17 protein-coding genes are annotated in these 23814 nt (G+C 65.3%); 6 read left to right on the forward strand and 11 right to left on the reverse strand.

The window, feature by feature from the left end; translation table 11 throughout:
• Nucleotides 1-224 precede the first annotated feature (224 nt).
• Nucleotides 225-1445: a hypothetical protein gene (locus tag L0B83_RS01340; RefSeq protein WP_234756265.1), complete on the forward strand. Its 1221-nt coding sequence runs from the start codon at nt 225-227 to the stop codon at nt 1443-1445.
• Between the two features lie 425 nt (nt 1446-1870).
• Here L0B83_RS01340 and L0B83_RS01345 read toward each other — a convergent pair whose 3' ends face one another.
• The 5 genes from L0B83_RS01345 to L0B83_RS01365 form a co-directional block, all read right to left on the reverse strand.
• Complete coding sequence (locus L0B83_RS01345; protein ID WP_234756267.1) at nt 1871-3709, reverse strand: ABC-F family ATP-binding cassette domain-containing protein; 1839 nt, start codon at nt 3707-3709, stop codon at nt 1871-1873.
• A 39-nt stretch (nt 3710-3748) separates the two neighbouring features.
• Nucleotides 3749-4726 (reverse strand): 4-(cytidine 5'-diphospho)-2-C-methyl-D-erythritol kinase, encoded by a 978-nt coding sequence (locus tag L0B83_RS01350; RefSeq protein ID WP_234756269.1) that lies wholly within the window; start codon nt 4724-4726, stop codon nt 3749-3751.
• Complete coding sequence (gene rsmA / locus L0B83_RS01355; RefSeq protein ID WP_234756271.1) at nt 4723-5604, reverse strand: 16S rRNA (adenine(1518)-N(6)/adenine(1519)-N(6))-dimethyltransferase RsmA; 882 nt, start codon at nt 5602-5604, stop codon at nt 4723-4725. Before rsmA ends, L0B83_RS01350 begins: the two co-directional genes overlap by 4 nt.
• Before the next feature lie 112 nt (nt 5605-5716).
• Nucleotides 5717-6868, reverse strand: coding sequence for a resuscitation-promoting factor (locus tag L0B83_RS01360; protein ID WP_234756273.1), 1152 nt, complete (start codon nt 6866-6868; stop codon nt 5717-5719).
• A gap of 269 nt (nt 6869-7137) precedes the next feature.
• Nucleotides 7138-8022, reverse strand: coding sequence for a TatD family hydrolase (locus tag L0B83_RS01365; RefSeq protein WP_234756275.1), 885 nt, complete (start codon nt 8020-8022; stop codon nt 7138-7140).
• 186 nt (nt 8023-8208) lie between these two features.
• On the opposite strand from L0B83_RS01365, the gene L0B83_RS01370 reads away from it, so the two are divergent.
• The 3 genes from L0B83_RS01370 (at nt 8209) to L0B83_RS01380 (ending at nt 13296) form a co-directional block, all read left to right on the forward strand.
• Nucleotides 8209-9285 carry an AAA family ATPase gene (locus L0B83_RS01370; RefSeq protein WP_234756277.1) on the forward strand — a complete coding sequence of 359 codons (1077 nt, stop codon included), beginning with the start codon at nt 8209-8211 and terminating at the stop codon, nt 9283-9285.
• A gap of 22 nt (nt 9286-9307) precedes the next feature.
• The gene (locus L0B83_RS01375) at nt 9308-10726 is read left to right on the forward strand and encodes a DUF58 domain-containing protein (protein ID WP_234756279.1); all 1419 of its coding nucleotides are present in this window, start codon (nt 9308-9310) and stop codon (nt 10724-10726) included.
• A gap of 155 nt (nt 10727-10881) precedes the next feature.
• The gene (locus L0B83_RS01380; RefSeq protein ID WP_308193931.1) at nt 10882-13296 is read left to right on the forward strand and encodes a transglutaminase TgpA family protein; all 2415 of its coding nucleotides are present in this window, start codon (nt 10882-10884) and stop codon (nt 13294-13296) included.
• 16 nt (nt 13297-13312) lie between these two features.
• On the opposite strand, the gene L0B83_RS01385 is transcribed toward L0B83_RS01380, so the two are convergent.
• On the reverse strand, nt 13313-14794 hold the full coding sequence (locus L0B83_RS01385) for an NAD-dependent succinate-semialdehyde dehydrogenase (protein ID WP_234756283.1): 1482 nt from the start codon (nt 14792-14794) through the stop codon (nt 13313-13315).
• A gap of 161 nt (nt 14795-14955) precedes the next feature.
• A complete protein-coding gene (rsmI, locus tag L0B83_RS01390; protein WP_234756580.1) occupies nt 14956-15810 on the reverse strand; it encodes a 16S rRNA (cytidine(1402)-2'-O)-methyltransferase in 855 nt (284 codons plus the stop codon).
• Nucleotides 15811-15971: 161 nt separating this feature from the next.
• Here rsmI and L0B83_RS01395 point away from each other — a divergent pair, with 161 nt between their 5' ends.
• Entirely contained in the window at nt 15972-17618 is a 1647-nt protein-coding gene (locus L0B83_RS01395; RefSeq protein ID WP_234756286.1) for a dolichyl-phosphate-mannose--protein mannosyltransferase, read from the forward strand.
• 41 nt (nt 17619-17659) lie between these two features.
• Here the strand turns inward: L0B83_RS01395 and L0B83_RS01400 are convergent, their stop codons facing one another.
• Both L0B83_RS01400 and L0B83_RS01405 read right to left on the reverse strand, forming a co-directional pair.
• Nucleotides 17660-18721, reverse strand: coding sequence for a TIGR01906 family membrane protein (locus tag L0B83_RS01400; RefSeq protein WP_234756287.1), 1062 nt, complete (start codon nt 18719-18721; stop codon nt 17660-17662).
• Nucleotides 18722-18866: 145 nt separating this feature from the next.
• Nucleotides 18867-19859, reverse strand: a complete 993-nt coding sequence (locus L0B83_RS01405; RefSeq protein WP_234756288.1) for a stage II sporulation protein M — start codon at nt 19857-19859, stop codon at nt 18867-18869.
• Nucleotides 19860-19995: 136 nt separating this feature from the next.
• On the opposite strand from L0B83_RS01405, the gene L0B83_RS01410 reads away from it, so the two are divergent.
• Nucleotides 19996-20796, forward strand: a complete 801-nt coding sequence (locus L0B83_RS01410; RefSeq protein ID WP_234756289.1) for an RDD family protein — start codon at nt 19996-19998, stop codon at nt 20794-20796.
• 54 nt (nt 20797-20850) lie between these two features.
• On the opposite strand, the gene L0B83_RS01415 is transcribed toward L0B83_RS01410, so the two are convergent.
• A complete protein-coding gene (locus tag L0B83_RS01415) occupies nt 20851-22224 on the reverse strand; it encodes a L,D-transpeptidase (RefSeq protein ID WP_234756290.1) in 1374 nt (457 codons plus the stop codon).
• Nucleotides 22225-22340: 116 nt separating this feature from the next.
• Entirely contained in the window at nt 22341-23807 is a 1467-nt protein-coding gene (gene ahcY / locus L0B83_RS01420) for an adenosylhomocysteinase (RefSeq protein WP_234756291.1), read from the reverse strand.
• Between the last annotated feature and the right edge of the window lie 7 nt (nt 23808-23814).

Consider the following 23814-nt stretch of genomic DNA (forward strand, 5'->3'; position numbering starts at 1 on the left):
CCTCCGCGTCGCGACGGCCCTTCGCCGTCGCTTAGACACGAGTCATAAGGGCATCTGCGGTCGCTGAGCGGCCTCCGGTGCCCGATGACTCGCGATGAGCTCCTACCCGAAGGCCCGCAGCGCCACTCGTGCCAAGGTTCCGTTCCGGTTCCGACGCGCTATTTTCCTGACGACGCGGAAAGTTCCTGACGACACCGGAATTCGCGCGTCGAGAGGAATTTTCCGTGTCGAGCGGCCATTTGGGTGTCGAAAACAGCCCACGATCCACCGTGACGCACTCCTACCTCCACCCCGAACGCCCGCAGCGCCGCTCGTGCCAAAGGTTCGGTTCCGGTTCCGACGCGCTATGTTCCTGGCGACGCGGAAAATTCCTGACGACACCGGAATTCGCGCGTCGAGAGGAATTTTCCGTGTCGAGCGGCCATTTGGGTGTCGAAAACAGCCCACGATCCACCGTGACGCACTCCTACCTCCACCCCGAACGCCCGCAGCGCCGCTCGTGCCAAAGGTTCGGTTCCGGTTCCGACGCGCTATGTTCCTGGCGACGCGGAAAATTCCTGACGACACCGGAATTCGCGCGTCGAGAGGAATTTTCCGTGTCGAGCGGCCATTTGGGTGTCGAAAACAGCCCACGATCCACCGTGACGCACTCCTACCTCCACCCCGAACGCCCGCAGCGCCGCTCGTGCCAAAGGTTCGGTTCCGGTTCCGACGCGCTATGTTCCTGGCGACGCGGAAAATTCCTGACGACACCGGAATTCGCGCGTCGAGAGGAATTTTCCGTGTCGAGCGGCCATTTGGGTGTCGAAAACAGCCCACGATCCACCGTGACGCACTCCTACCTCCACCCCGAACGCCCGCAGCGCCGCTCGTGCCAAAGGTTCGGTTCCGGTTCCGACGCGCTATGTTCCTGGCGACGCGGAAAATTCCTGACGACACCGGAATTCGCGCGTCGAGAGGAATTTTCCGTGTCGAGCGGCCATTTGGGTGTCGAAAACAGCCCACGATCCACCGCGACGCGCTCGCACCCCGAAGGCCCGCAGCGCCGCTCGTGCCAAAGGTTCCGTCCGGGTTCCGACGCGCTATTTTCCTGGCGACACGGAAAGTTCCTGACGACACCGGAATTCGCGCGTCGAGAGGACTTTTCGGTGTCGCCAGCGTATTTCGGTGTCGAAAACAGCCCCCGATGCGCCGCGATGCGCTCCTACCCGAAGGCCCAAGGTTCCGTCCCGGTTTCGACGCGCTACTTCCCTCGCGACGCGGAATTCGCGCGTCGAGAGGAATTTTCGGTGTCGCCAGCGTATTTCGGTGTCGAAAACAGCCCACGATGCGCCGCGATGCGCTCCTACCCGAAGGCCAAAGGTTCCGTCCCGGTTTCGACGCGCTACTTCCCTCGCGACGCGGAATTCGCGCGTCGAGAGGAATTTTCGGTGTCGCCAGCGTAGTTCGGTGTCGAAAACAGCCCACGAGGCGCCGCGATGCGCTCCTACCCGCAGGCCAAAGGTTCCGTCCCGGTTTCGACGCGCTACTTCCCTCGCGACGCGGAATTCGCGCGTCGAGAGGAATTTTCGGTGTCGCCAGCGTATTTCGGTGTCGAAAAACGAGGCCGCCCCTTAGGTGACTTCCCGCCGGAGGCGGTTCTTCCGAAAGGAGCGCATCGCGACGCAACGGGCTAGGAGCTCGCTCAGCGAGCGATTCGCCCCTTTGCGACGAAGCGTCGTTCCGAGGGCCCCGAAGCGAGCTTGCGAGCTTTGGGAAGGAACCTTCGCGCTAAGCGACGCGGAAGAGCCGCTTCCGGCACCCAAGGCGACCACACCCCGGCACCTAGGCACCCAAGGCGACACCGCCACGCACACGACGCAGCCCCCGCCTACTCCCCCAGGATCTCCGCCGCCTCAAGCCATTCGAGCTCCAGGCCTTCTTTTTCTTCGAGGAGTTCCTGCAGCTTCGCGTTCAGTTCGCCGAGGGCGTCGAAATCGCCGGATTGGGACTTGGCCGCCATTTGGACATGGAGCTTCTCTTCCTGCTGCGCGATCTTGCCCAGTTGCCGGTCGATCCGGTTCAGGTCTTTGCGGGCTTCGCGCTTCTCTGCTTCGCTGGGTCCGGAAACGACGGCGCCCGGTCGGCTTGCCTCGGTGGGCCTGGTGCTCCCGCTCGACGCGCCTCCGGTCACCACACCGCTGGCGAGCGCTGCTTCCCGCAATTCCAGGTATTGGTCCACGCCGCCGGGCAGTCCGCGCAGCTTTCCGTCGCCGAGGAGGGCCATTTGGGAGTCCGTGACGCGTTCGAGCAGGTACCGGTCGTGGCTGACAACAACCAGCGTTCCGGGCCAGCCGTCCAAGACGTCCTCGACGGCGGCAAGGGTGTCGGTATCGAGGTCGTTGGTCGGTTCGTCGAGCATCAGGACGTTTGGTTCGCCCACGAGCAGGCGCAGAAGTTGCAGGCGGCGCCGTTCGCCACCGGAGAGGTCGGTGACGGGCGTCCACTGCTTTTCCTTCGTGAACCCGAGCTGCTCAACGAGCTGGCCGGCCGTGACTTCCCTGCCTGCAACGCTGAAGGAGCGCTTCTCGCGTTCAATGACCTCGATCACGCGAAGGTCGGACACATCGTCGAGTTCCTTGACGTCCTGGCTGAGAACCGCCGTGACGACAGTCTTGCCGCGCTTGACCTTGCCTGATGTCGGCGCGATCTCGCCGTTGAGGAGCCGCAGGAGCGTGGACTTTCCGGCACCGTTGACGCCCACCAACCCGAGCCGCTGCCCCGGTGCGAGGCGCAACGTGACGTTGTCGAAGAGTTTCCGGCCGGCGGAGTCGCCACCCTTGAAGTCAAGGGATACGCCTTCAAGGTCCAGCACGTCCTTGCCGAGGCGGGCGGTTGCCATCTTGCTGAGGGCCACGGAGTCGCGCGGATCAGGAACATCGGCGATCAGTTCGTTGGCCGCTTCGATGCGGAACTTCGGCTTCGAGGTGCGTGCCGGGGCGCCCCGCCGCAGCCACGCCAATTCCTTCTTGACCAGCTGTTGGCGCTTGCTTTCGACGACGGATGCCATCCGGTCACGCTCGGCACGGGCCAGCACGTAGGCCGCGTAGCCGCCGTCGAACGGGTCCACCGTGGCGTCGTGGACTTCCCATGTGCGGTTGCAGACTTCGTCAAGGAACCAACGGTCGTGGGTCACCACAAGGAACGCTCCTTGGTTGGCCCGCCAGCGGGTTTTCAAGTGCCGGGAGAGCCAGGCGACGCCTTCGACGTCGAGGTGGTTGGTGGGCTCGTCGAGCATGATCACGTCGTGGTCCTCGATGAGCAGCTTGGCCAAAGCGACCCTGCGCTTTTGCCCGCCGGAGAGGGCGTGCACGTTGGCGTGCCAGTCGACGTCGGCCACGAGGCCGCCCATGATCTCGCGGATTTTGGGGTTCGCTGCCCATTCGTGGTCGGCTTGGTCTCCGACGATCGCGCCGCCCACGGTGAGGTCGCCGTCGAGCACGTCGGACTGGTCGAGATAGCCGATATTGACGTCGCCGCGTTTGGTCACGCGGCCGGAGTCCGGCGTCGAGCGCAATGCCAGCAGGCGCATCAGCGTCGATTTGCCATCACCGTTGCGCCCGACCATGCCGATCCTGTCGCCGTCCTCCAAACCAAGGGTTACGCCGTCGAGGATGGTGCGGGTTGCGAACGAGACGGTGAGGTTTTCACCGCCGAGCAGGTGGGCCACTGGGTACTACTTTCTGGTGTGAATGGTCGGGGCGACGTGTCAAAGGAGGGTATCGGAGATGATACGGGCACCCGGGACGGGTCCGTGCACGGCAAGGGCATTATGTCCAAGGTGCCGAAGGTCCTCGGCGAGCCCCTCGGCCGCCCGCGGGTCGTGGGCAAGCAAAGCCACGGTGGGACCGGAGCCGGAAACAATCCCGGCGAGGGCACCGCTGGACTCCCCGATTCCGATGGTGTCCCGCAATTGCGGCGCCAGCTCGATCGAGGCACGCTGGAGGTCGTTGACGAGGACCTTGCTCAAGGCGTCGGGATTGCCGTCGCGCAGCGCCTGAAGGATCTTGGCATCCACCTCAAGCGGTTCGGGGATGTCGACTCCCTCGCTGTTCCGAAGCCTGTCCAAGGTGTGGAATACCTCGGGCGTGGATAGCCCGTAGTCGGCGCAGACCAGGACCCAGTCCATCTGGGCTTTCGCGAGGGCAGGTGAGAGCTCGTCGCCGACGCCGAGCCCGACGGCGGTGCCTCCGAGGAGCGCGAACGGCACGTCGGCGCCCAATTCAGCTGCGAGGTGGGCCAGTTCTTCGCGTGACAAACCACTGTCCCAGAGGGCATCGCAGGCCAGGAGTGTCGCCGCGGCGTCGGCCGAGCCTCCGCCCATGCCGCCGGCCACGGGGACGCGCTTGGTGATTTCCAGGTGCACGCCGGTGGCGTTCTCCGAGACATCTCTCATGATCGCGGCCGCCTTGTACGCCAGGTTCCGTTCGTCCAGCGGGATCTCCGCACCATCGAGGTCCAAGGTGCTTGAGGGGGCGATGCTGACCGTGATGCCGGGCGCGTCGGTGCGCGTGGCGGCTACTTCCTCGTACAGGGACACCGCGAGATACACGCTGGCCACCGAATGGTAGCCGTCAGGCCGCAAGGGACCGACGTTGAGGGAAACGTTGACCTTGCCGGGCGCACGCACCCGCACGGTCCGTGCGGCGAAGCGCCCGCGGTTCGCGCTGCGGATGACCCGGCTCATGCGGTCAAGGGGTGGCGCGCCTCGGCGATCCGGATGAACGCGTTGATGTCGAGCACCTCTCCGCGGGCAGCCGGATCAACCCCTGCAGCGACGATGAAACGTTCGGCCTCCGCCGCGCTCCCCGCCCACCCCGCAAGCGCTGCGCGCAGGGTCTTGCGGCGCTGGGCAAATGCGGCGTCGATGACCGCGAAGACTTCTTCGCGGGTTGCGTGGGTTGCCGGCGGCGCGCCGCGGGTGAAGGACACGAGGCCGGAATGGATCTTCGGGGCCGGCCAAAAGACATTCATGCCGATCACGCCGGCCTTGCGCATGTGGCCGTACCAGGCGGCCTTGACGGACGGGACCCCGTAGATCTTGGAGCCCGGGCTTGCGGCCAGCCGGTCCGCCACCTCGTCCTGGACCATGACCAGCCCGTGCTGCAGGCTCGGGAAATGCTGGAGCAGGTGCAGGACCACAGGGACCGCCACGTTGTACGGCAGGTTGGCCACGATGGCAGTGGGCTGCACCGGAAGTTCGGTGACCTTCATGGCGTCGGAGAGCACAAGGTGAAAGTCGTCCGCGGCCTCGGGGCGCCACGTGCGTACCGTCTCCGGCAGCTTGCCGGCCAATACGGGATCGATCTCGACGGCGACGACCGTCTTCGCGGCGTCGAGCAGGCCGAGGGTCAAGGAACCCAGCCCAGGCCCGACCTCCAGCACGGTTTCCCCGGGATCGATGCCGGCGGCGGAGACGATCCTCCGGATCGTGTTGCCGTCGATGACGAAGTTCTGGCCCAGGGTCTTTGTGGGGCGGACACCGATTTCCTCGGCGAGCCGGCGGATGTCCGCGGCTCCCAGAAGGGGCGCGACGGCGGCGGGTTCGGAATTCGGTTCAGTCACCTAGGTATCGTATCGTCTGAGCGACTGGCGGGAGCGCTCCGGCTCCAGCACGCGAAAAGGCCGGGCCCGAAGATTGAACTGGTCTCCGGACCCGGCCACTTTCACTTTTCCCTTACCGGGAAGCTGCCCAACCGCAGCCCCACGGAGCCAGGCCGCGCTGCGCGTAGACGCGGTTTGCGATCTCGATCTGCTGGGCCTTGCTGGCGACGGAGGCGTTGGGGCCGTAGGCGCCGCCACCGGAACCGATCCAGGTCTGGATGTCGAACTGCAGGCCGCCGTAGTAACCGTTGCCAGTGTTGATGGCCCAGTTCCCGCCGGACTCACACTGGGCGATCTTGTCCCACATCGCCTCGTTCGGCGCGCCGGTAGGTCCGGAGGCGACAGCCGCGGCGGGGGCCGGCTTCGGGCGTTCCTTGGTTCCGACCGTCACCTTCGCGGGGACCGGTTTGACGGTGACGTCCGAGGAGACCAGGGTCCGGGAAGCCTCACGGCCATCCACTAGGACGAGCTTGAACGACTTGGTGAGCAGCCCGAGGACACCTTCCTGGGTCACGGTCTTCTGGTCGGTGAACTGTGAGGGGTCTTCCGTGGTGACCGTCTCGAAGGGGACGTTCTCCGTCTCCGTGGCGGTCTTGCTGGTGTCTACCCGGGAAACCTTGATCACCATGTTCTGGACAACTGGAGCCGAGTTGGGCTGCGAAACCCGGTCGTTGGCGCCAAGCGAGACGCCGGCATCGCTGAGCACGGTGCCCACATCGGGCGCCGTGGTGGTCTTGGAGGAGCTCTGGCCGTCGACGATCAGGCTCACCGTCTTAGGGGTCAGGATCGAAATGTAGGATCCGGACACGGCCAGCTGTGTGTCTTTCGGCTGGGAGACGGCGGATGCGCTCGCGACGCCGAGCTCGGAAACGAGGCCTTCGACGTTGGGCGCGGTGGTGTTGACCGTCCGCTGCGCGCCATCGAGGCTGACCGTGACGGCCTTGGCCAGGTTGACGTTGATGATGGAACCGTTCTGCACCGAGGCGTCCAACGCCGGGGAAACCCGGTCTTCGGCCTTCAGGTCGACCTTGGCTGCCTTGACCACTTGGTCAACGGTGTTGCCGAAGGTCTGGACTGAACTCACTTTGCCGTCGACGTTGAGGGTTACCGATTTGTTATTGCCGGTAAAGGCAACCACTCCCAGCACCAGTGCAGAAAGCACCAGAAGCTGCGCGCCGACCTTGAGGAAACTGAACTTGCCGCCCGTGGTGAAGAACTTGACCATGTTTGCCCGTAACTTTTGGACCATCCGGGCACGGGGAAAAGCGCACAGAAGTCTCCTGCCGCGGTCCCGGGATGCGTGCCGAAGCATGCATGAGGACTGCAGCGGAAGTGGTGCGCCGCCACACTCAATTCAACGGAAAAAAACCAATTGCGAACGGAGTAAGTTTTCCGAAGGCCTTCCCCGACCCCGGCTACTGGTTACCCACTGTAACCGAAGCGTTATAAAGTGGCCAAGATTTTTACATACCGGGTATGTAACACGAATTCTTCTCAGTCCCACGGTCCGTACGTCGCAACGGTGTTTTTGGCCAGTTGCGAGCACAGCGCGGACAGCTCCGTTCCGGTCACGTCGGCCATGGAACGAACGGTGTACGGGACCATGTAACTTGCGTTCGGACGGCCACGGTATGGGTGCGGCGTGAGGAACGGGGAATCCGTTTCGACGAGCACCAGTTCCGGATCCGCGATGGCCAGCGCGTCCCTCAGGTTTGCCGCGTTCTTGAAGGTCATGGTGCCCGCAAAGGACATGTACCAGCCGTTCTCGTTACAGATCCGGGCCAGTTCCTCATCGCCGGAGAAGCAATGGAACACCACCCGCTCCGGGGCCCCCTCCTCGCGGAGGACCTGGACAACGTCGCCATGCGCATCACGGTCGTGGATCTGGAGGGCGAGGTCGAGCCTCTTCGCGATATCGATGTGGCGGCGGAACGAGTGGCGCTGGTGGATCAGGCCGTCCCCGTGGGTGCGGTAGAAATCAAGCCCGGTCTCACCGATCGCACGAACCCTCGGATGGGCCGCAAGCTCCTCGATTTCCGCGAGCGCCGATTCCAGCTCTCCGCGGCCCGCATACACCGGGGCATCGTTGGGGTGGATTGCGACGGCCCCAAGGAGCCGCCGGTCAGCCTCAATCGCCTGGACCGTGAACCGCGATGACTCAAGATCGCAACCTACCTGCACCGCGCCCTGGACGCCTACGGCCGCGGCCGCGTCCAGCGCATCCCCTACCGCGACTTCGAGCAGGCCCTGCCGGAAGTCAAGGTGGGTGTGGTTGTCCATTACGGGGACCGGCAGCGGTTCGGGAGCCGGCGGGTATTCCTTGCGGGAATCGCCGGTTTCAGGAGCGCGGTAGGAGGCCGGTGGCAGGGAATCGCACATGAACACACCCTATCTTTCCCCGCTGATGCGTTCCTGACCGCGAACTGTCGCACCCGTATTCCTTCGCGCGGAACCTGCCTCTGTCTGTGGCGGGCTTAGGCTGGGTAGTCTGGTACAAAAGGCGGTATATCCCTGCCACGGCACCGCGGCCCGGCCGGGGTTCTGTCATGGCTGAGGGGATTGTCCATGGACTCAAAGCGACACGGCGCCGTTGACGAAGAGTTGCTACGGGACGAGTCCGTGGTTGCCTTGCCTCCTGAGCGCGAATCCCTCAACGGGCACAAGCCCATCGTCATGGATCCTGGGCAGTTCCATGCTGCCAGCGAGAAAATCCTCGCGGCAATCAACAAGGTGATCGACGGCAAGGCCGAGGCTGCCAAGCTTGCCCTCACCGTGCTCCTCGCCCAAGGCCACCTCCTGGTGGAGGACGTGCCCGGTGTGGGCAAGACCCTGCTCGCCAAGACCCTCGCCCGGACCATCGACTGCAAGGTCAGCCGTATCCAGTTCACCCCGGACCTGCTTCCCTCGGATGTCACGGGCGTCTCGATCTACAACCAGTCCTCACGGCAGTTCGAGTTCCGGATGGGCGCGGTGTTCGCCAACATCGTGATCGGAGACGAAATCAACCGCGCTTCCGCGAAGACCCAGTCCGCCCTGCTCGAATGCATGGAGGAGCACCAGGTGACGGTGGACGGCCATTCGTACCAGCTGGCAGAACCGTTCATGGTTGTCGCGACACAGAATCCCATTGAAATGGAAGGCACGTATCCCCTGCCCGAGGCGCAGCGGGACCGTTTCATGGCCCGCATCTCGATGGGATACCCCGACAAGCTCTCGGAGATCGATATGCTCGAGACGCATCAGGCGGTCTCGCCCCTCGCCAAAGTCACCCCTGTGGTCACTTCCGCCGACGTCGCCGCGATGATCGCCGCTGTACGGCAGGTTTACGTTTCCCAATCCGTGAAGGAATACACGGTTGCGTTGGGCCGGGCCACCCGGGACAGCGCCCGTTTGCGCCTCGGAGCCAGCCCGCGTTCGCTGCTGCAATTACTGCGGGCGGCCAAAGCGACCGCAGCCCTCGACGGACGGGATTTCGTCCTTCCCGACGACGTCATTTCCGTCGCCGAGTCCGTCCTGGCGCACCGCATCATCCTTGACCGCAAGGCCGCGAGTTCCGGCGATACCCCGCAGAGCATCATCCGGGCCATCCTGGCCGCCCTCCCGGTGAACCAGGATGCCGGCGCGGAACGCCGCGGCGGCTAGCAGAACGAAGGAGGGGGCGGGCATGGCGCTGATCGATCTACTTCCAAAGCATCTCTTCACGTCCCGCGGTTGGGGCCTGCTTGCCAGCGGAGCGGGATCCTTGCTGCTTGCCCAAATCATGGGCAGGCGGGATCTGTTGGCCTTGGGGATCTTGCTGTTGGTGCTGCCGCTGGTAGCGCTTGCCGGCGTCCGTGTCCTCAAACCGCGCTTCCAGGTGTTCCGCGAATTCCATCCCTCGTCCGTGGAGACTTCTTCCACTGCGACGGTGCGCCTGGCGGTGGCACGCACCGGCGCCGCCGCCGCGCCGGTCATCATGGAGGAGCAACTGCCGCCGCGGTTCGGCGAACCCCCGGCCTTCCGCTTTCCTGCCCGTACCGCTTCCGGCGGCACTAGCCGCTATGAATACCACTTGCGCTCCGGCAAGCGCGGCCAGTTCAAGATAGGGCCGGTCACCGCCGAGTTCTGCGATCCCTTCGGCTTGGCGCTGCACCGCCACCAGATCGACGACGGCGACATCCTCACGGTGACGCCTGCCGCCGTCGAACTCCCCGCCACCGGCTTGGCCGGGGCGCGCGGAAACGACGGCGTGACGGCCACCCGGATCCGCGCCAATCCCAGTGACGACGACGTCATGACCCGCGAATACAGGCACGGCGACCCCATGCGACGCGTCCACTGGGCCGCGACAGCGCGCCACGGCGAACTCATGGTGCGGCAGGAGGAATCCGTGACCACGCCCGAGGCGACCATCATCCTGGACCAACGCTATTCCGCTTTCGCGTCCGGCCCGGCTGCGGTGTTCGGTCCTTCCCACGAGGACGCTTTCGAACTGGTGAGCAACGAGAACTTCGAATGGATCGTGACGGCGGCGATGTCGATCAGCGTCCACCTCGCCGATCGCAACTACTCGCTGCGTTTCCTGGATGCCGCCGGACACCCGGCATTCCGCACCTCCCGCTCCGCTCCGTATCCCGAAACCGAGGAATTCAGCGGTTTGGGAGGTCTGCAGTCCATTGCCGAGAGCCTCGCGGCCATCCAGCTCAGCGGCCCGCGGCACGTCCACGGCGAGCGCGGCCGCAAAGAAGCTGCCGCCGTCGACGGCGCCGAGGCCCCCTTCGATGACCACCTGATGGACAAGCTGGCCGCGCACCGGCTGCGTGGCCCCGTGCTCGCACTGCTCGGCAACATGCCGCTATCCGAAGCCCGGGCGTTGGCGCCCGCTGCCGGCTACGGCGCCAACGCTTTCGCGCTCGTGGTCACCGACCATCCGCACCAGGTCGAGCCTGTCATCGAAGCTTTGAAGCTGGGCGGCTGGCGGGCCGTGGCCGTGAGTTCGAGAACGGACCTTCCCGCTGCCTGGGCCGGTTTCGATCAAGGTGAGATCCTCGCAGCTGCTGCCGCAGCGATGGACGTCCGCCGTGGCGCGGCGGTACCACGATGACCACCACCTCGAAGGGAAAACCGCCGGGACGGCCCCTGAGCTCCAGGCCGACGGCGTCAACCGAGCTTTCACCCGGCAGCGAGGGACGGGGCAATGGCCCGCGAAGCGCACCCGGCACACCGCGAAGGCAGGGACCTGGAGCGTATCCCTGGGCAATGTCGGCGGCCATCGCCGTCGCCGTGCTCGGAGCTTCCCTCTCGCTCAACGGGGTTTTCAGGGGCTGGGCTTGGCTGGTTCCCGCCATCACCACCGTGTGTGTCATCGGATTGACCATGGCTGTCCTTCGTGCGTTGAGGGTCCACCCCTCTTTCGCCACTTTCGGTGGTTTGCTCGCCTGGGTGGCCATTCTCGACTTCACGTTCTTCCGGCCGGAAAGCATCGCCGGTTTCATTCCGTCCGGCGCGACCCTTGGCGCGCTCGGCCAATTCCTCAAGCGGGCCGGCGAAACCGTGGTCTCGGAGACCGCGCCGGTCTCCCCGAACGCCGGAATAGTGTTCGTCGCATGTGCGGGGCTCGGCTTGGTGGCTCTCCTGATCGATGCCCTGGCGGTCCCGCTCGGCATGCCCGCGACGAGCGGCTTGGGCCTGCTGGTGGTCCTCGCGTTCCCGGCGACCATCAAGCCGCAAGGCGGCGGCCTGCCCGGATTCCTGGTTGCCGCCGTCGGCTTCGTCCTGATCCTGGGTTGCAGCCAGTGGTTCGCACCTGACTCGCGGCTGCAGACCGACACGCCTCACGGCACGGGGCAGTTCAAACGCGCGGTGGCGATCGGTGGTGTGGCGTTGGTCGTCGGCCTGCTGTTGCCCCTGGCGGTTCCGGGCTTTGAGCGCGGGACGTTCCCGGTCGGTTCGCGACTGAATGCGTGGGGGGTCTCCAACGGCCTGAATCCCATGATCACGCTCGGCAACAGCCTGCGGAATCCCACCGGCGACGGCAGCATCACCTATGCCACGAGTTCCACGGCCCCGGTGTACTTGCGCTCCGTCACGATCGACAAGTTCGACGGCGATACCTGGGCACCGGACGACCGCGAGTCGTCGCGGCGCATCGGGCCGGGGCGGATGGCTCCGGACTACCCGCTCCCCTCCGATCAGGTGCGCCAATTGACCGTGATCGACACAGGGCAGTTCAGCAGTCCGTATCTTCCGGTCCCCTATGCCCCGACCGCCGTCAACGGGCTGAGCGGACGCTGGTCGTGGGATCCGGCGACGCTGAGCATCCGCGGCGAGGACAGCACCACGAGGAACCAGCAGTACACCGTGTATTCGTCGCTGCCTTCCGTAACGTCCGCGACGTTGAGCCAGGACAACGCCAAGCCCACCTCCATCTCGCAGGATTTCATCCAGCTGCCAAGCAATGTGCCCGACATCGTGAAGAACACCGCCAAGGCAGCGACGGCCGGCGCCAACGGCAACTATGCCAAGGCGATGGCCATCCAGGGCTATCTCCGCTCGTCCCGGTTCAGCTACTCCCTGCAGGCTCCGGTCCAGGGCGGCTATGACGGCAACGGCATGTCCGTCCTGGCGGATTTCCTGCAGCAGAAGAGCGGCTATTGCGTGCACTTCGCTTCCGCGATGGCTGTCATGGCGCGGCTGGAGGGAATCCCGAGCCGCATCGCCGTGGGCTACGCGCCCGGCCACGCGACAGGCGCCACAGTCGCGGTGGCGGGACAGGAACCCCTGCCGGAGTACCAAGTGGACGCGCGTGACGCCCACGCCTGGCCTGAGCTCTATTTCGAAGGTGTCGGTTGGATCGCCTTCGAACCGACCCCCTCCCGCGGCGTCGTCCCGCCCTACGCGAGCGAGCCGGTTGCACCGGGCGGCCCGAGCACCAACTTGCATGAAGAAAACCTTGCACCGGGTTCCTCGACTCCTGCTCCGGGTGCTGCCGATGTGGCGCCCGTTGCGGGCCCTGGGGCCGGACCGGGCACGGGCACCGGGTCCGCGACCGTGGTGTACGTCAGCGCAGCGGCGCTTCTCGTGGCGCTCTTGGCAGCCTCCCCGCGGCTGGTCCGCTCCGGTATCCGGGCGCGGCGCCTGAGGCCTGCGCGTCCGGCAGGCGGAGCCGGCTCCGCCCCGCCACGGGATGGCCCGATCCTGGCATGGGCCGAGCTCCAGGACCTCGCCACGGACTACGGCATGCCGCCGGGACCGAGCGAAACTCCGCGGGACTTCGCGGCCCGGTTGCGCAACTCGGCTGCACTTGGAGCGCCAGTGGCGCCGGGGTCACCGTCGGGAGCCGCCGACGACGCCGGGCAGCACGCCGTCGCGTCCCTCACCGGTGACTTCGAACGGCAGCGTTATGGTCGCCCAGCGGGCGTCACGGCGGATACTGCGGCGGAGCAGGCGAACGCGGCCTCTGAACGCATCCGAGCGGTCCGTGCCGCGTTCCGGCGCAATGCCTCCTGGTTCGCTGCCTTCCGCGCGGAGTGGCTCCCGCCGTCGTTGATGTCGCGGTGGTTCCAGCTAATGTCGCTGCCGTTCCGTTGGCTGGGTGGCGTTTCGGCGGCAGCGGCACACCGTGCGGCAGCATCCTGGCGACGGCTGTCCGGCTCCATCAGCTGGCGGCGCTGATGGAGCCGGATGCCTCCTAGTCGGCGTACGGATCCGCGATGCCGACGTACTGCGTGGTGAGGTATTCCTCGATGCCTTCGAAACCGCCTTCACGGCCCAGGCCGGACTGCTTCACACCGCCGAAAGGTGCCGCGGCGTTCGAGATGACCCCGGCGTTGAGGCCGAGCATGCCGGTCTCGATCCGCTCGCTTACACGCAGTCCGCGGTTCAGGTCCGTCGTGAAGACGTAGGCAACCAGCCCGTACTCGGTGTTGTTGGCCAACTCGATGGCCTCGTCCTCGTTCTTGAACGTCACGATGGGGGCAACGGGTCCGAAGATCTCTTCCTTCAGGATGCGGGCGTCCGCGGACACGTTTTTGAGCACGGTGGGCTGGTAGAAGTAGCCCGGGCCGTCAACCGGAGCACCGCCTGTGACCGCGACGGCGCCGTTTGCAACGGCGTCGGACACCAGGGAATGCACGCCGTTGCGGGCCTTGCCATCGATCAACGGTCCCACCGTGGAGTCCGGCTCGGTACCGCGAGCGGTGTTCAGCGACGAGATCTTGGCAGCGAACTTCTCAGCGAAGGCGTCGGCGATGGAGTCGTGCACGATGAAGCGGTTGGCCGCGGTGCAAGCCTCGCCCATGTTGCGCATCTTGGCCGCGACGGCGCCTTCCACTGCCTTGTCCAGGTCAGCGTCCTCGAAGACCAGGAACGGGGCGTTTCCACCGAGTTCCATGGAGCTGCGGAGGACCTTGTCCGCGGCTTCGCGCATGAGGGACTGCCCTACCGCTGTGGAACCGGTGAAGGAGATCTTGCGCAGGCGGTCGTCCTTCATGAGGGGGCCGGTGACTGCGCCGGCCGTGGAGGTTTGGATGACGTTGAGCACGCCTGCCGGCAGGCCCGCTTCCTGCATGACCTGGGCGAAGAGCAAGCTGGTCAACGGCGTCAGGTTCGCCGGTTTGAGCACCATGGTGCAACCCGCGGCGACCGCGGGGGCGATCTTGCGCGTCGCCATGGCCAGCGGGAAGTTCCACGGGGTGATCAGCAGGCAGGGACCAACAGGCTTCTTCTGCACGAGGATGCGGTTCTTGCCATCCGGAGCCGCGGAGTAGCGGCCTGAAACGCGGACTGCTTCCTCGGAGAACCAGCGCAGGAACTCGGCGCCGTAGGCCACCTCGCCGCGGGATTCGGCCAGGGGCTTGCCCATTTCCAGGGTCATGAGCAGTGCGAAGTCTTCGGCGCGGGCCGTGACAAGCTCGAAGGCGCGGCGCAGGATTTCGCCCCGCTCGCGCGGAGCCGTGCGGGCCCAGGACGCCTGGGCGGAAGCGGCAGCGTCCAATGCCGCAGCGCCGTCCTCCACTCCGGCGTCGGAAATGCTCATGAGCACCTTCCCAGTGGCCGGGTCCTCGACGTCGAACGTCTTCCCGGACGCTGCGGGCAGCCACTGGCCGTTGATGAGCAGCCCCTTGGGAACGGAGGCGAGAAGTTCGCTTTCGCGATCGGCGGTAACAGTCACAGTGACTCCTTCGTCAGTCGGCGCACGTTGGATGCACCGACGCTTGATCTTTGTGGAATTACTGTCACGGTACTGCCCGCCGCGAAGCAGTGTCTACGCCTTCGCGCACTGCCGCGGGAGCAAGAGTTTGTGCAGTTGCACAGCCCCCGTCGGAGCGGAAACTACCGGGCCGCGAGCACGGCAGAGTACAGATCACGCTTGCTGACCCGGGCGTCCTCTGCCACCGCGGCGACCGCCTCCTTGAGCCTCATGCCCTGCCCGATGAGTTCGTTGACGGCGGCAACATGGTCTTCAGGCTTCCCCGGCGCCTGTTCGGGGGCGCCGGCCACGACGACGGCAATCTCGCCGCGGACCTCGTTGTTTTCGGCCCATTCGAGCAATTCCCGGACGGTTCCCCGGATGACTTCCTCGTAGGTCTTCGTCAATTCACGGCAGACGGCGATGCGCCGATCCGGGCCGAACCGCTCATGCAGTGCACGGAGCATCGGCTCAAGCCGGTGCGGGGCCTCGAAGAACACCATGGTCCGGCGTTCGTTGCCGAGGTCCGCCAGCCGGGAGTTGCGTTCTCCGGCTTTGCGGGGCAGGAAACCTTCGAAGCAGAACCGGTCCGTGGGCAGTCCCGACAGCGCCAGGGCCGTCAACACGGCGGACGGGCCGGGGAAAGCGGTGACAGAAAGTCCAGCCGCGACGGCTCCCTCGACGAGGCGGAAGCCGGGATCGGACACTGCGGGCATGCCGGCGTCGCTCACCATGATGATGGTCTTGCCGGCCCGGACGTGGTCCAGCAGTTCCTCGGTCTTGGCCGCCTCGTTGTGCTCGTGGTAGCTGATGACCCGGCCGGACACGGTAATGCCGAGCGACTGGACCAGCCGATGCAGGCGCCGGGTGTCCTCCGCGGCGACGATGTCGGCCGTCTGCAACAACTCGATAAGCCGGCTGGAGGCATCGCCCACGTTGCCGATGGGAGTGGCGGCCAGCACTATCCTCCCCGCGCCGTCGGGCAGGGCCGGAAGCACCCGCGCCTCAAGGGGCTCCTCCGCGTGGAGGACGGTGGATTCATCCGGGGAGCTCAGCTGTTCAGTCACCCAACAAGCCTAATGCCCTGCTCCGGCTCAGGCTTTCAGCCCCGGCTCCGGCTTTCAGGATGCTGACGGAGGCGAAAGGTAGCATGGGCTGAGTGACCGATACCTCCGTGCGCCCCGCACCGCAAACCTGGTTGATACGGCCCAACGAAGCTTTCACGGCCGATGCACTGCGGACGCGGCTCATTGGCAGCATCCAAAGCTGGCGGGATTACCCGCCGTCCTTGCGGCTGTGGTTATGGCTGATCCCCACCATCACGGCGGTGATCGGCGGCATCCTGCGTTTTGTCCGCCTCGACGCTCCGCATAGCCTCGTCTTCGACGAGACCTACTACGTCAAGGATGCCTACTCCTTCCTGGTCAGCGGCTATGAGCGGAGCTGGCCGGACAAGGCCAATGATGCCTTCAATGCAGGCAACCCCAACGTCCTGCTCAACTCCCCCGAGTACGTGGTGCATCCCCCGGTGGGCAAATGGATGATCGCCTTCGGGATGTGGCTCTTCGGTTCGGACAATTCCTTCGGCTGGAGGTTTTCCGCGGCCCTGACGGGCACCCTGTCCATCTTCCTGCTCGCTTTGATCGCCCTGAAGTTGTTCCGTTCCCACATCCTGGGCGCTGCGGCAGGGTTGTTGCTCGCCGTCGACGGCCACCACCTGGTCATGTCGCGGACCTCCCTGTTGGACATCTTCCTGATGTTTTGGCTGCTCGCGGCCTTTGGCGCCCTCCTGATGGACCGCGACGACGGACGACGCCGCCTGGCTGTGCGGCTTGCCGCCCTGGCAGCCGCATCCAAGGACGGCCGGCCGACAGCGCTGGACCTCGCTTCGGGCCCATGGCTCGGATTCCGCTGGTGGCGGCTGGTTGCCGGGGTGTGCCTGGGCCTGGCGGTCGGCACCAAATGGTCGGCACTGTTCTTCGTTGTTGCTTTCGGCCTGATGACGGTGTTCTGGGACATGAGTGCGCGGCGCATCGCGGGCATCCGGAGCTGGCCCAGCGCAGCGATCATCAAGGACGGAATTCCGGCGTTCTTCACCATGCTTCCGGTGGCAGGCGCCGTATATTTGTCGACTTGGACTGGTTGGTTCCTTTCCAAGGACGCCTATTACCGGACCTGGGCCGATACGAACCCATCCCCCGGGTGGGACTGGATTCCCGGGCCGTTGCGCTCCTTGGCGTACTACCACGTGCAGGCCTACAACTTCCATCAGGGCCTCAGCTCGCCGCACCCGTATTCGGCGAGCCCGTGGACCTGGCTCGTGATGGGACGGCCTACGTCGTTCTACTATGAGTCCCCCAAGCAGGGCACTCCCGGATGCGATCTGCCGAACTGCACTTCGGCGATCCTGTCGGTGGGAAACCCGGTGGTCTGGTGGGGTGCCACCATTGCGCTCTTCGTGGTGCTGTTCTGGTGGGCGGGACGGCGGGACTGGCGGGCAGGGGCCATCCTCGCCGGGGTTGCCGCGGGATATTTGCCGTGGTTCATGTACCCGGAGCGCACCATGTTCTACTTCTACGCGCTTTCTTTCGAGCCTTTCCTTGTGCTGGCCCTCGTCTACGGATTGGGACTGGTGCTTGGCAGGAGTGATGCTCCTCCGTGGCGCCGACGCTCGGGCCTGTACGGGGTGGGCCTTGTAGTGGTCCTTGCCGTGCTGTTGTCGGCGTTCTTCTATCCGGTGTGGACGGCGGAAGTGATCAGCTACCAGGACTGGCGCATGCACATGTGGATGCCTTCCTGGATCTAGGGCCCCCGCCCGGCAGGCCGGCGGTGCTACTTCGAGCGATGCTACTTCCCGGCTGCGCCGACCTCCGTGCCGAGCTCCGTGTCGGCTTCCGTGCTCTCTTCTTCTGCCGCTTTGTTCTTGGGGGCAAGTCCACGGCGACGGCGGGTCGGCCATGTGAAGATAAGGGTCAGCAGGGCCGTGACGAAGACCAAAGCGGCGATCGCGATTCCGGAGTCCATCCAGTATTGCCCCGGGAACAAACGGATCAACGTGTCGTCGAGCGCAAAGGTCCAGGTGCCGTTGGCGAAGAAGACGTGGTGGAAGTCCGTGAAGAACTGCTGCCAGCCCAGAACCGCAAGCGTGGCTAGTCCCAGGATGAGCACGAGCGTGATGATCGAACCGGCGAACAGTCCCCGCCGGATTCCGCCCGTGCTTCGCTTGCGCAGGTAAATCATTGCGATGATGCAAATGATGATCATGAGGGCGCCGGCACCGAATGCGGAGAGCATCACGGTCTTGACGTCGGCCATGTGGGAAACTTCGCCTTCCTTGAACAGCTTCTCGCCGTTCTGGTTGACGAGTTCGCCCAAGTAGCGCGGTCCTGACCAGTTACTGAGATAGTCCAGGGCATAGGAGCCATAGGTCATGCGGTCATCGGCGTTGAAGCCGTAGCCGTCGCCGGGGAACCCCGGCCGATAGTATTCCACCCACAGGAACAGCGGGCTCGCCACGGCGCGGATGGCCAGCACCAGGACGACTACCGGGTAGAACACAGCCAGCAGGACCTGGAAAATGCGCGGCGCGATCGGCTTGGCTTTGGCTGCCTGCTCCCTCTCGTGGTTGCGGCGCTCCACTTCGGCTTCAGGGGGACGGACTTGAAGGGCCGACGTCGGCAAGGGCTCTGCGAAGAGGGCCGGTTCCGGTCCGGCCTCCGCCGCCTCGGCGGCTTTGCGGTCTGCCCGGGTCTCCGGCTGCCTTCCCTCGACTCCGTTGGCGGCCACGTCAGGGCGGGCGTCAGCGGCTGCGGACTTGGGGGCAGGCTTCATCCATTCGAAGGCAGGCTCGTCGCCTTCGTCGTGGTTATCCGCGTCCGGGTCTTTGGGGATCGGGCTCTTCTCGGTCACTTGGATTCACTTCCGTAGGATTCACATGCCGGAGCAGGAACGGTCCGCTGGCAATCTTCTCTGCCTTCGAGCCTACCGCCAGCCCTCGAAGAGCGGCGATGAGCCACCCCGGCGGCCAACGGATTCCGGCCGGACCCCGGTGCCGTCAGGCGGCGATCTCCCGGTAACCGGCGTCGTTTGCGTCCAGGTCGCCTGTGGCGCCGGCGCGGAATGCCCGCCCGCCCAGCACCAAGGCATAGACCCAGTATGCCGCGAGGACGAGCGAACCGATCAGGATCTTGGCCCACACCGGAAGCGGGCTCGGCGTCACAAAGGCCTCGACGAGTCCCGAAACGAACAGGACAAGCACGAGGCCAAGGGCCACCGTTATCAGGGAGCGTCCTTCCTCCGCGACAGCGTGCATCCTGCGCCTCGGTCCCGGGGAAACCATGGCCCAGAAAATGCGGAGACCGCCCGCTGAGGCGATGAACACCGCGGTCAACTCCATCAGGCCGTGCGGCAGGATATAGCTGAAAAACACGTCCATCTTGCCGGTTGCGGCAAACACTCCCGCCGCGACCCCCACGCCCTGTGCGTTGGCGAAAAGGGTGTAAGGCACCCAAAATCCGGTGATCCCCAAGGCCACGGCCTGCGCCGCTATCCAGGCATTGTTGGTCCAGACGGCCCCGGCGAAGGACGCCGCCGGGTTCTCGGAGTAGTAGCCAACGAAGTCATGGTCGACGTACTGCTTCACGGCGTTGCTGCTACCGAGGGCCCGCAAGGCGTCCGGGGACGTTCCGATCCAGAGCGTGTAGGCACCCGCCACGAGGCAGAAGAAAACTCCGCAACAGACCGTGAGCCAGCGTAGGCGGTAGAACGCGGCAGGCAGGGACACCACGAAAAAGCGGGCGAGGTCTTCCATGAAATTCGAGCGCGCCCCGGTGAACCGCGTACGGGCCTGGGCGAGCGCGGCCGACAAGGAGGCGGAGAGTGCGCTCTCCGGGGCCACGGACCGGATAAGGGACAGGTGTGATGACACCACTTGGTACAAACGCAGCAGCTCGTCGGCTTCACCGCCGTCGAGGCGCCGTTTGTGCGCGAGCTCGTGCAAACGGGACCATTTGGTCCCGTTCACCACGGAGAAGGCATCCATGTCCACGGCTCTACCCTAATCCCACCTTCCCCCAACCGTCCCGAAGCGCAGCTCCCTCCTCCGGATCGGTGTCCGCCGCTAGACTCGATCCAGCGGGAGCCATCCGCTCCCGCAGACACGATGGCAAGGCTTGGGGGCGGGCGTGAGTTCGATCATCACGGGCGAGGCTGTGGTCCTTGAACTGCGGCCGGCTTCTTTCGGGGCGAGGGCCCTTGGGCTCATGCTCGACGTCCTGGTCCACGTTGTGTTGCTGTTGGGTCTGTTGTTCCTGATTGGAATGGCGGCTCCTGATATGGACGTGGCCGCGGGCCGCGCGATGGCCCTGTCCAGTGTGGTGCTGTGCCTCGTGGTAGTCCCCGTGGCAGTGGAAACACTGACCCGCGGCCGTTCGCTGGGCAAGCTGGCTGCGGGGCTCAGGATCGTGCGCGACGACGGCGGAGCCATCCGCTTCCGGCACGCGGTGATCCGTGGCTTGATCGGGTTCCTGGAAATCTACGCGACGTTCGGCGGCCTCGCCATTGCCGTGGCCTTGTTCAACGACAAGTCGAAGAGGCTCGGCGACGTCGTGGCAGGAACCTATTCGCTGAGGCAGCGCGTTCCCGCCGAACCCAAAATCCTGCCCTTCGCGCCCCCGCACCTGCAGGCCTGGGTGGCACTGGCCGATATCGGCAGGGTCCCGGACGGCACGGCAAGGCGGGCCTCGCAGTTCATCCAGCAGGCCTGGCGGATGGCTCCGGAATCACGCGCCCACCTGGCAGCCGCCCTCGCAAGCGAACTTGCGGCCTACGTCGCGCCGCCTCCGCCGCCTGAAACGACGCCGCAAGACTACCTGCAGGCAGTCTTGGGTGAGCGGCGAAACCGGGACCTGGAAAAGCTGAGGCGCGCGGAACAACGCAGCGCCGTTGTGGGCGAGCGACTCAGCCGGCTCCCGTTCACGCGCTAGCAAAGCGCTACCCCGGCGACGTGATGCGCCCCCTCGGTGCGGTTGCGTGTCCCGTCAGTTGGCGTATTGGGCCCAGGGAATGTTCCAGTCGCCAAAGCCGTCGTTGAAATTGGCGTAGTCACCTTCGGTATTGACCACTTGGACGACGTCTCCGGTGGTCATGTTGTCGAACACCCATTTCGCGCCGTCAGGTCCCAGTCCGATGCAGCCGTGGGAGAGGTTCGTGACGCCGATGTACGGCAGGGCCGTGTCCGTGGCCTGGTGGATAAACTCCCCGCTCGGCGTCAGGCGCGTGGCGTAATTGACGTCAAGCTGTCCGTAGTAGGCCGGGTCCCCCGGCTTCAGCCCGATGGTGGAAGCGTCCATGTGCTCCACACGGTACTTCTCCATCAGCACCAAGTAGCCGCGCGCGGACGGGAACCTGGTGTCACCCATGGTGTCCGGCCACTGGCCCACTTGCTGGTCGTTGATGCTGACCGTGAACGTGTGGGCAACCGCGTCGGCCACCGCCACCTTCTTGTCGCCGATCTTGAATGTGTTCGTCTTGTTGAAGTTGCCGATCTGGCCGTTGCCGAAGTCCACTCCAAACAACTTGAGGTCCACGGTCACTGTGCTGTTCGCTGCCCAGAAGTTCTCCGGACGGTAGCGCACCATGGTGTCGCTGAACCAGTGGAAGGCCCCCACCTGGCCCGAGCTGGCGGTGACCTTGATGGCCTTCTCGACAGCGGCCTTGTTGAGCACGGGTTCACTGAACGTGATCTGGAGCGGTTGCGCGACGCCCACCTTCGCCCCATCCAAGGGGTACATGGCGGCGTCTGCCTCATTCTGCGTGGAGACGGTGCTGAAGGATCCGGTCTTCGACGTTGCACGACCCACCGAATCCGCAACCGTGTAATTGAAGGTGTAGGAGGAGTTGAATTCGAGCGGAGTCGATGCCTTCCAGCTCAGTCCATCCGGGGTCAAAGCACCATCAATGGACTTCCCCCGGGCGCTCGTCAGGGAGACCCTGTCCAGGGTTCCGTCCTTGACGCTGATCGTGACGGGCGCAGCCGGGTTGACTTGCTTGGCCCCGCTCGCAGGCGAGGCAACCACCGTGGCGGGCTTGACGACCGGCAGCACTGCCGCGGCCTCGCTGCGCTCACCTGATGAGCCCTCCGACTCGATCGCCGCGCTGGCCGCACGGGGGGCTACAGCATCGAACGTGCCGGTCAGCGCGGCAATGAGGCAGACAACGGCGATCCAGGCGACCTTGCGGATCCTGCTTCGCTTCGTCTGGGCCCTGTCCGAACGCGCCCAGTCCGAACGCGCCCAGTCCGAACGCGCCGTGTCCACATGGCGGCCGCCGCCGTTCTGCTCGGCATCGAAGGGCCACGTCTCGTCGGCCTGCTCAAAAGCGTCCGCGTGCCCGCCGTCGGGATTAACACCCATTCCTGTTTTCTCCAAAACTTGTTCCCCCAAAAAACCCACGCCCCACACCCGCATTCTAAACGGCGCGGCTCGATTTTGGCCGGTGCGCGCCTCCGGCGCGCGCCCGGCCGGTGTCCTCAGTACCGGTAGTGTTCCGGCTTGAACGGCCCGGCAACGTCAAGGTCCAGGTATTCCGCCTGTTCCTTGCTGAGCTCGGTCAGTTCCACACCCAAGGCATCCAAGTGCAGGCGGGCGACCTTCTCGTCGAGGATCTTCGGCAGCACGTAGACCTGGTTCTTGTATTCGCCCTGGTCCCTCTTCGTCCACAGTTCGATCTGGGCGATCGTCTGGTTCGCGAAGGAGTTGCTCATCACGAACGACGGGTGCCCGGTCGCATTGCCCAGGTTGAGCAGGCGGCCCTCGGAGAGCACGATGATGGAGCGCTCGGTGACGCTTCCGGCGTCGAACACCCATTCGTGCACCTGCGGCTTGATTTCCACTTTGCGGACGCCGGGGACCTTCGACAGTCCGGCCATGTCGATCTCGTTGTCGAAGTGGCCGATGTTGCCCACGATCGCCTTGTTCTTCATGCGGAGCATGTCGGAGGCCATGATGACGTCCTTGTTGCCGGTGGTCGTGATGAAGATGTCGCCCTGTTCCACCACCGAATCCAGCCTGGCCACCTGATAGCCGTCCATGGCCGCCTGGAGTGCGCAGATCGGGTCGATCTCCGTGACGATCACGCGTGAACCCTGGCCGCGGAGCGCCTCGGCGGCTCCCTTGCCGACATCGCCATAACCGCAGACGACGGCGACCTTGCCGCCCATGAGGACGTCCGTGGCGCGGTTGATTCCGTCCGGCAGGGAGTGGCGGATGCCGTACTTGTTGTCGAACTTGCTCTTCGTCACGGAGTCATTGACGTTGATGGCAGGGAACAGCAGCTTGCCCTGCTCGGCGAGCTGGTAGAGCCGGTGCACGCCCGTGGTGGTTTCTTCGCTCACGCCGCGGATTCCGGCGGCGATGCGGGTCCACTTCTTCGGGTCGGCGGCAAGGCTCTTCCGCAGTACGTCGAGGATGATCGCATACTCCTCGGGATCGCCTTCCGAAGCGCTCGGCACTGCGCCCGCGGCTTCAAATTCGACGCCCTTGTGGACCAGCAACGTGGCGTCGCCGCCGTCGTCGAGGATCATGTTGGGCCCGAGCTCCGGGTTGGCCTCGGCGCCCGGCCAAGTGAGGATCTGCTCGGCGGTCCACCAGTATTCCTCGAGGGTTTCGCCCTTCCAGGCGAACACGGGAACGCCCTGGGGATCCTCGACGGTACCGTTGCCGACCACAACCGCGGCGGCGGCGTCGTCCTGGGTGGAGAAAATGTTGCACGAAGCCCAGCGGACCTCGGCGCCGAGGGCTGTCAGCGTCTCGATGAGCACCGCGGTCTGGACGGTCATGTGCAGGGACCCCGCAATCCGGGCCCCCTTGAGCGGCTGGCTCGGACCGAACTCGGCGCGCAGCGACATGAGGCCCGGCATTTCGTGCTCGGCCAGGCGGATCTGGTGGCGCCCGGCTTCGGCCAGGGAGATGTCTGCAACCTTGTAGTCGAGGGTCATGGAAGTC

Source organism: Arthrobacter alkaliphilus, assembly GCF_021483235.1.
Classification (GTDB): Bacteria; Actinomycetota; Actinomycetes; order Actinomycetales; family Micrococcaceae; genus Arthrobacter; species Arthrobacter alkaliphilus.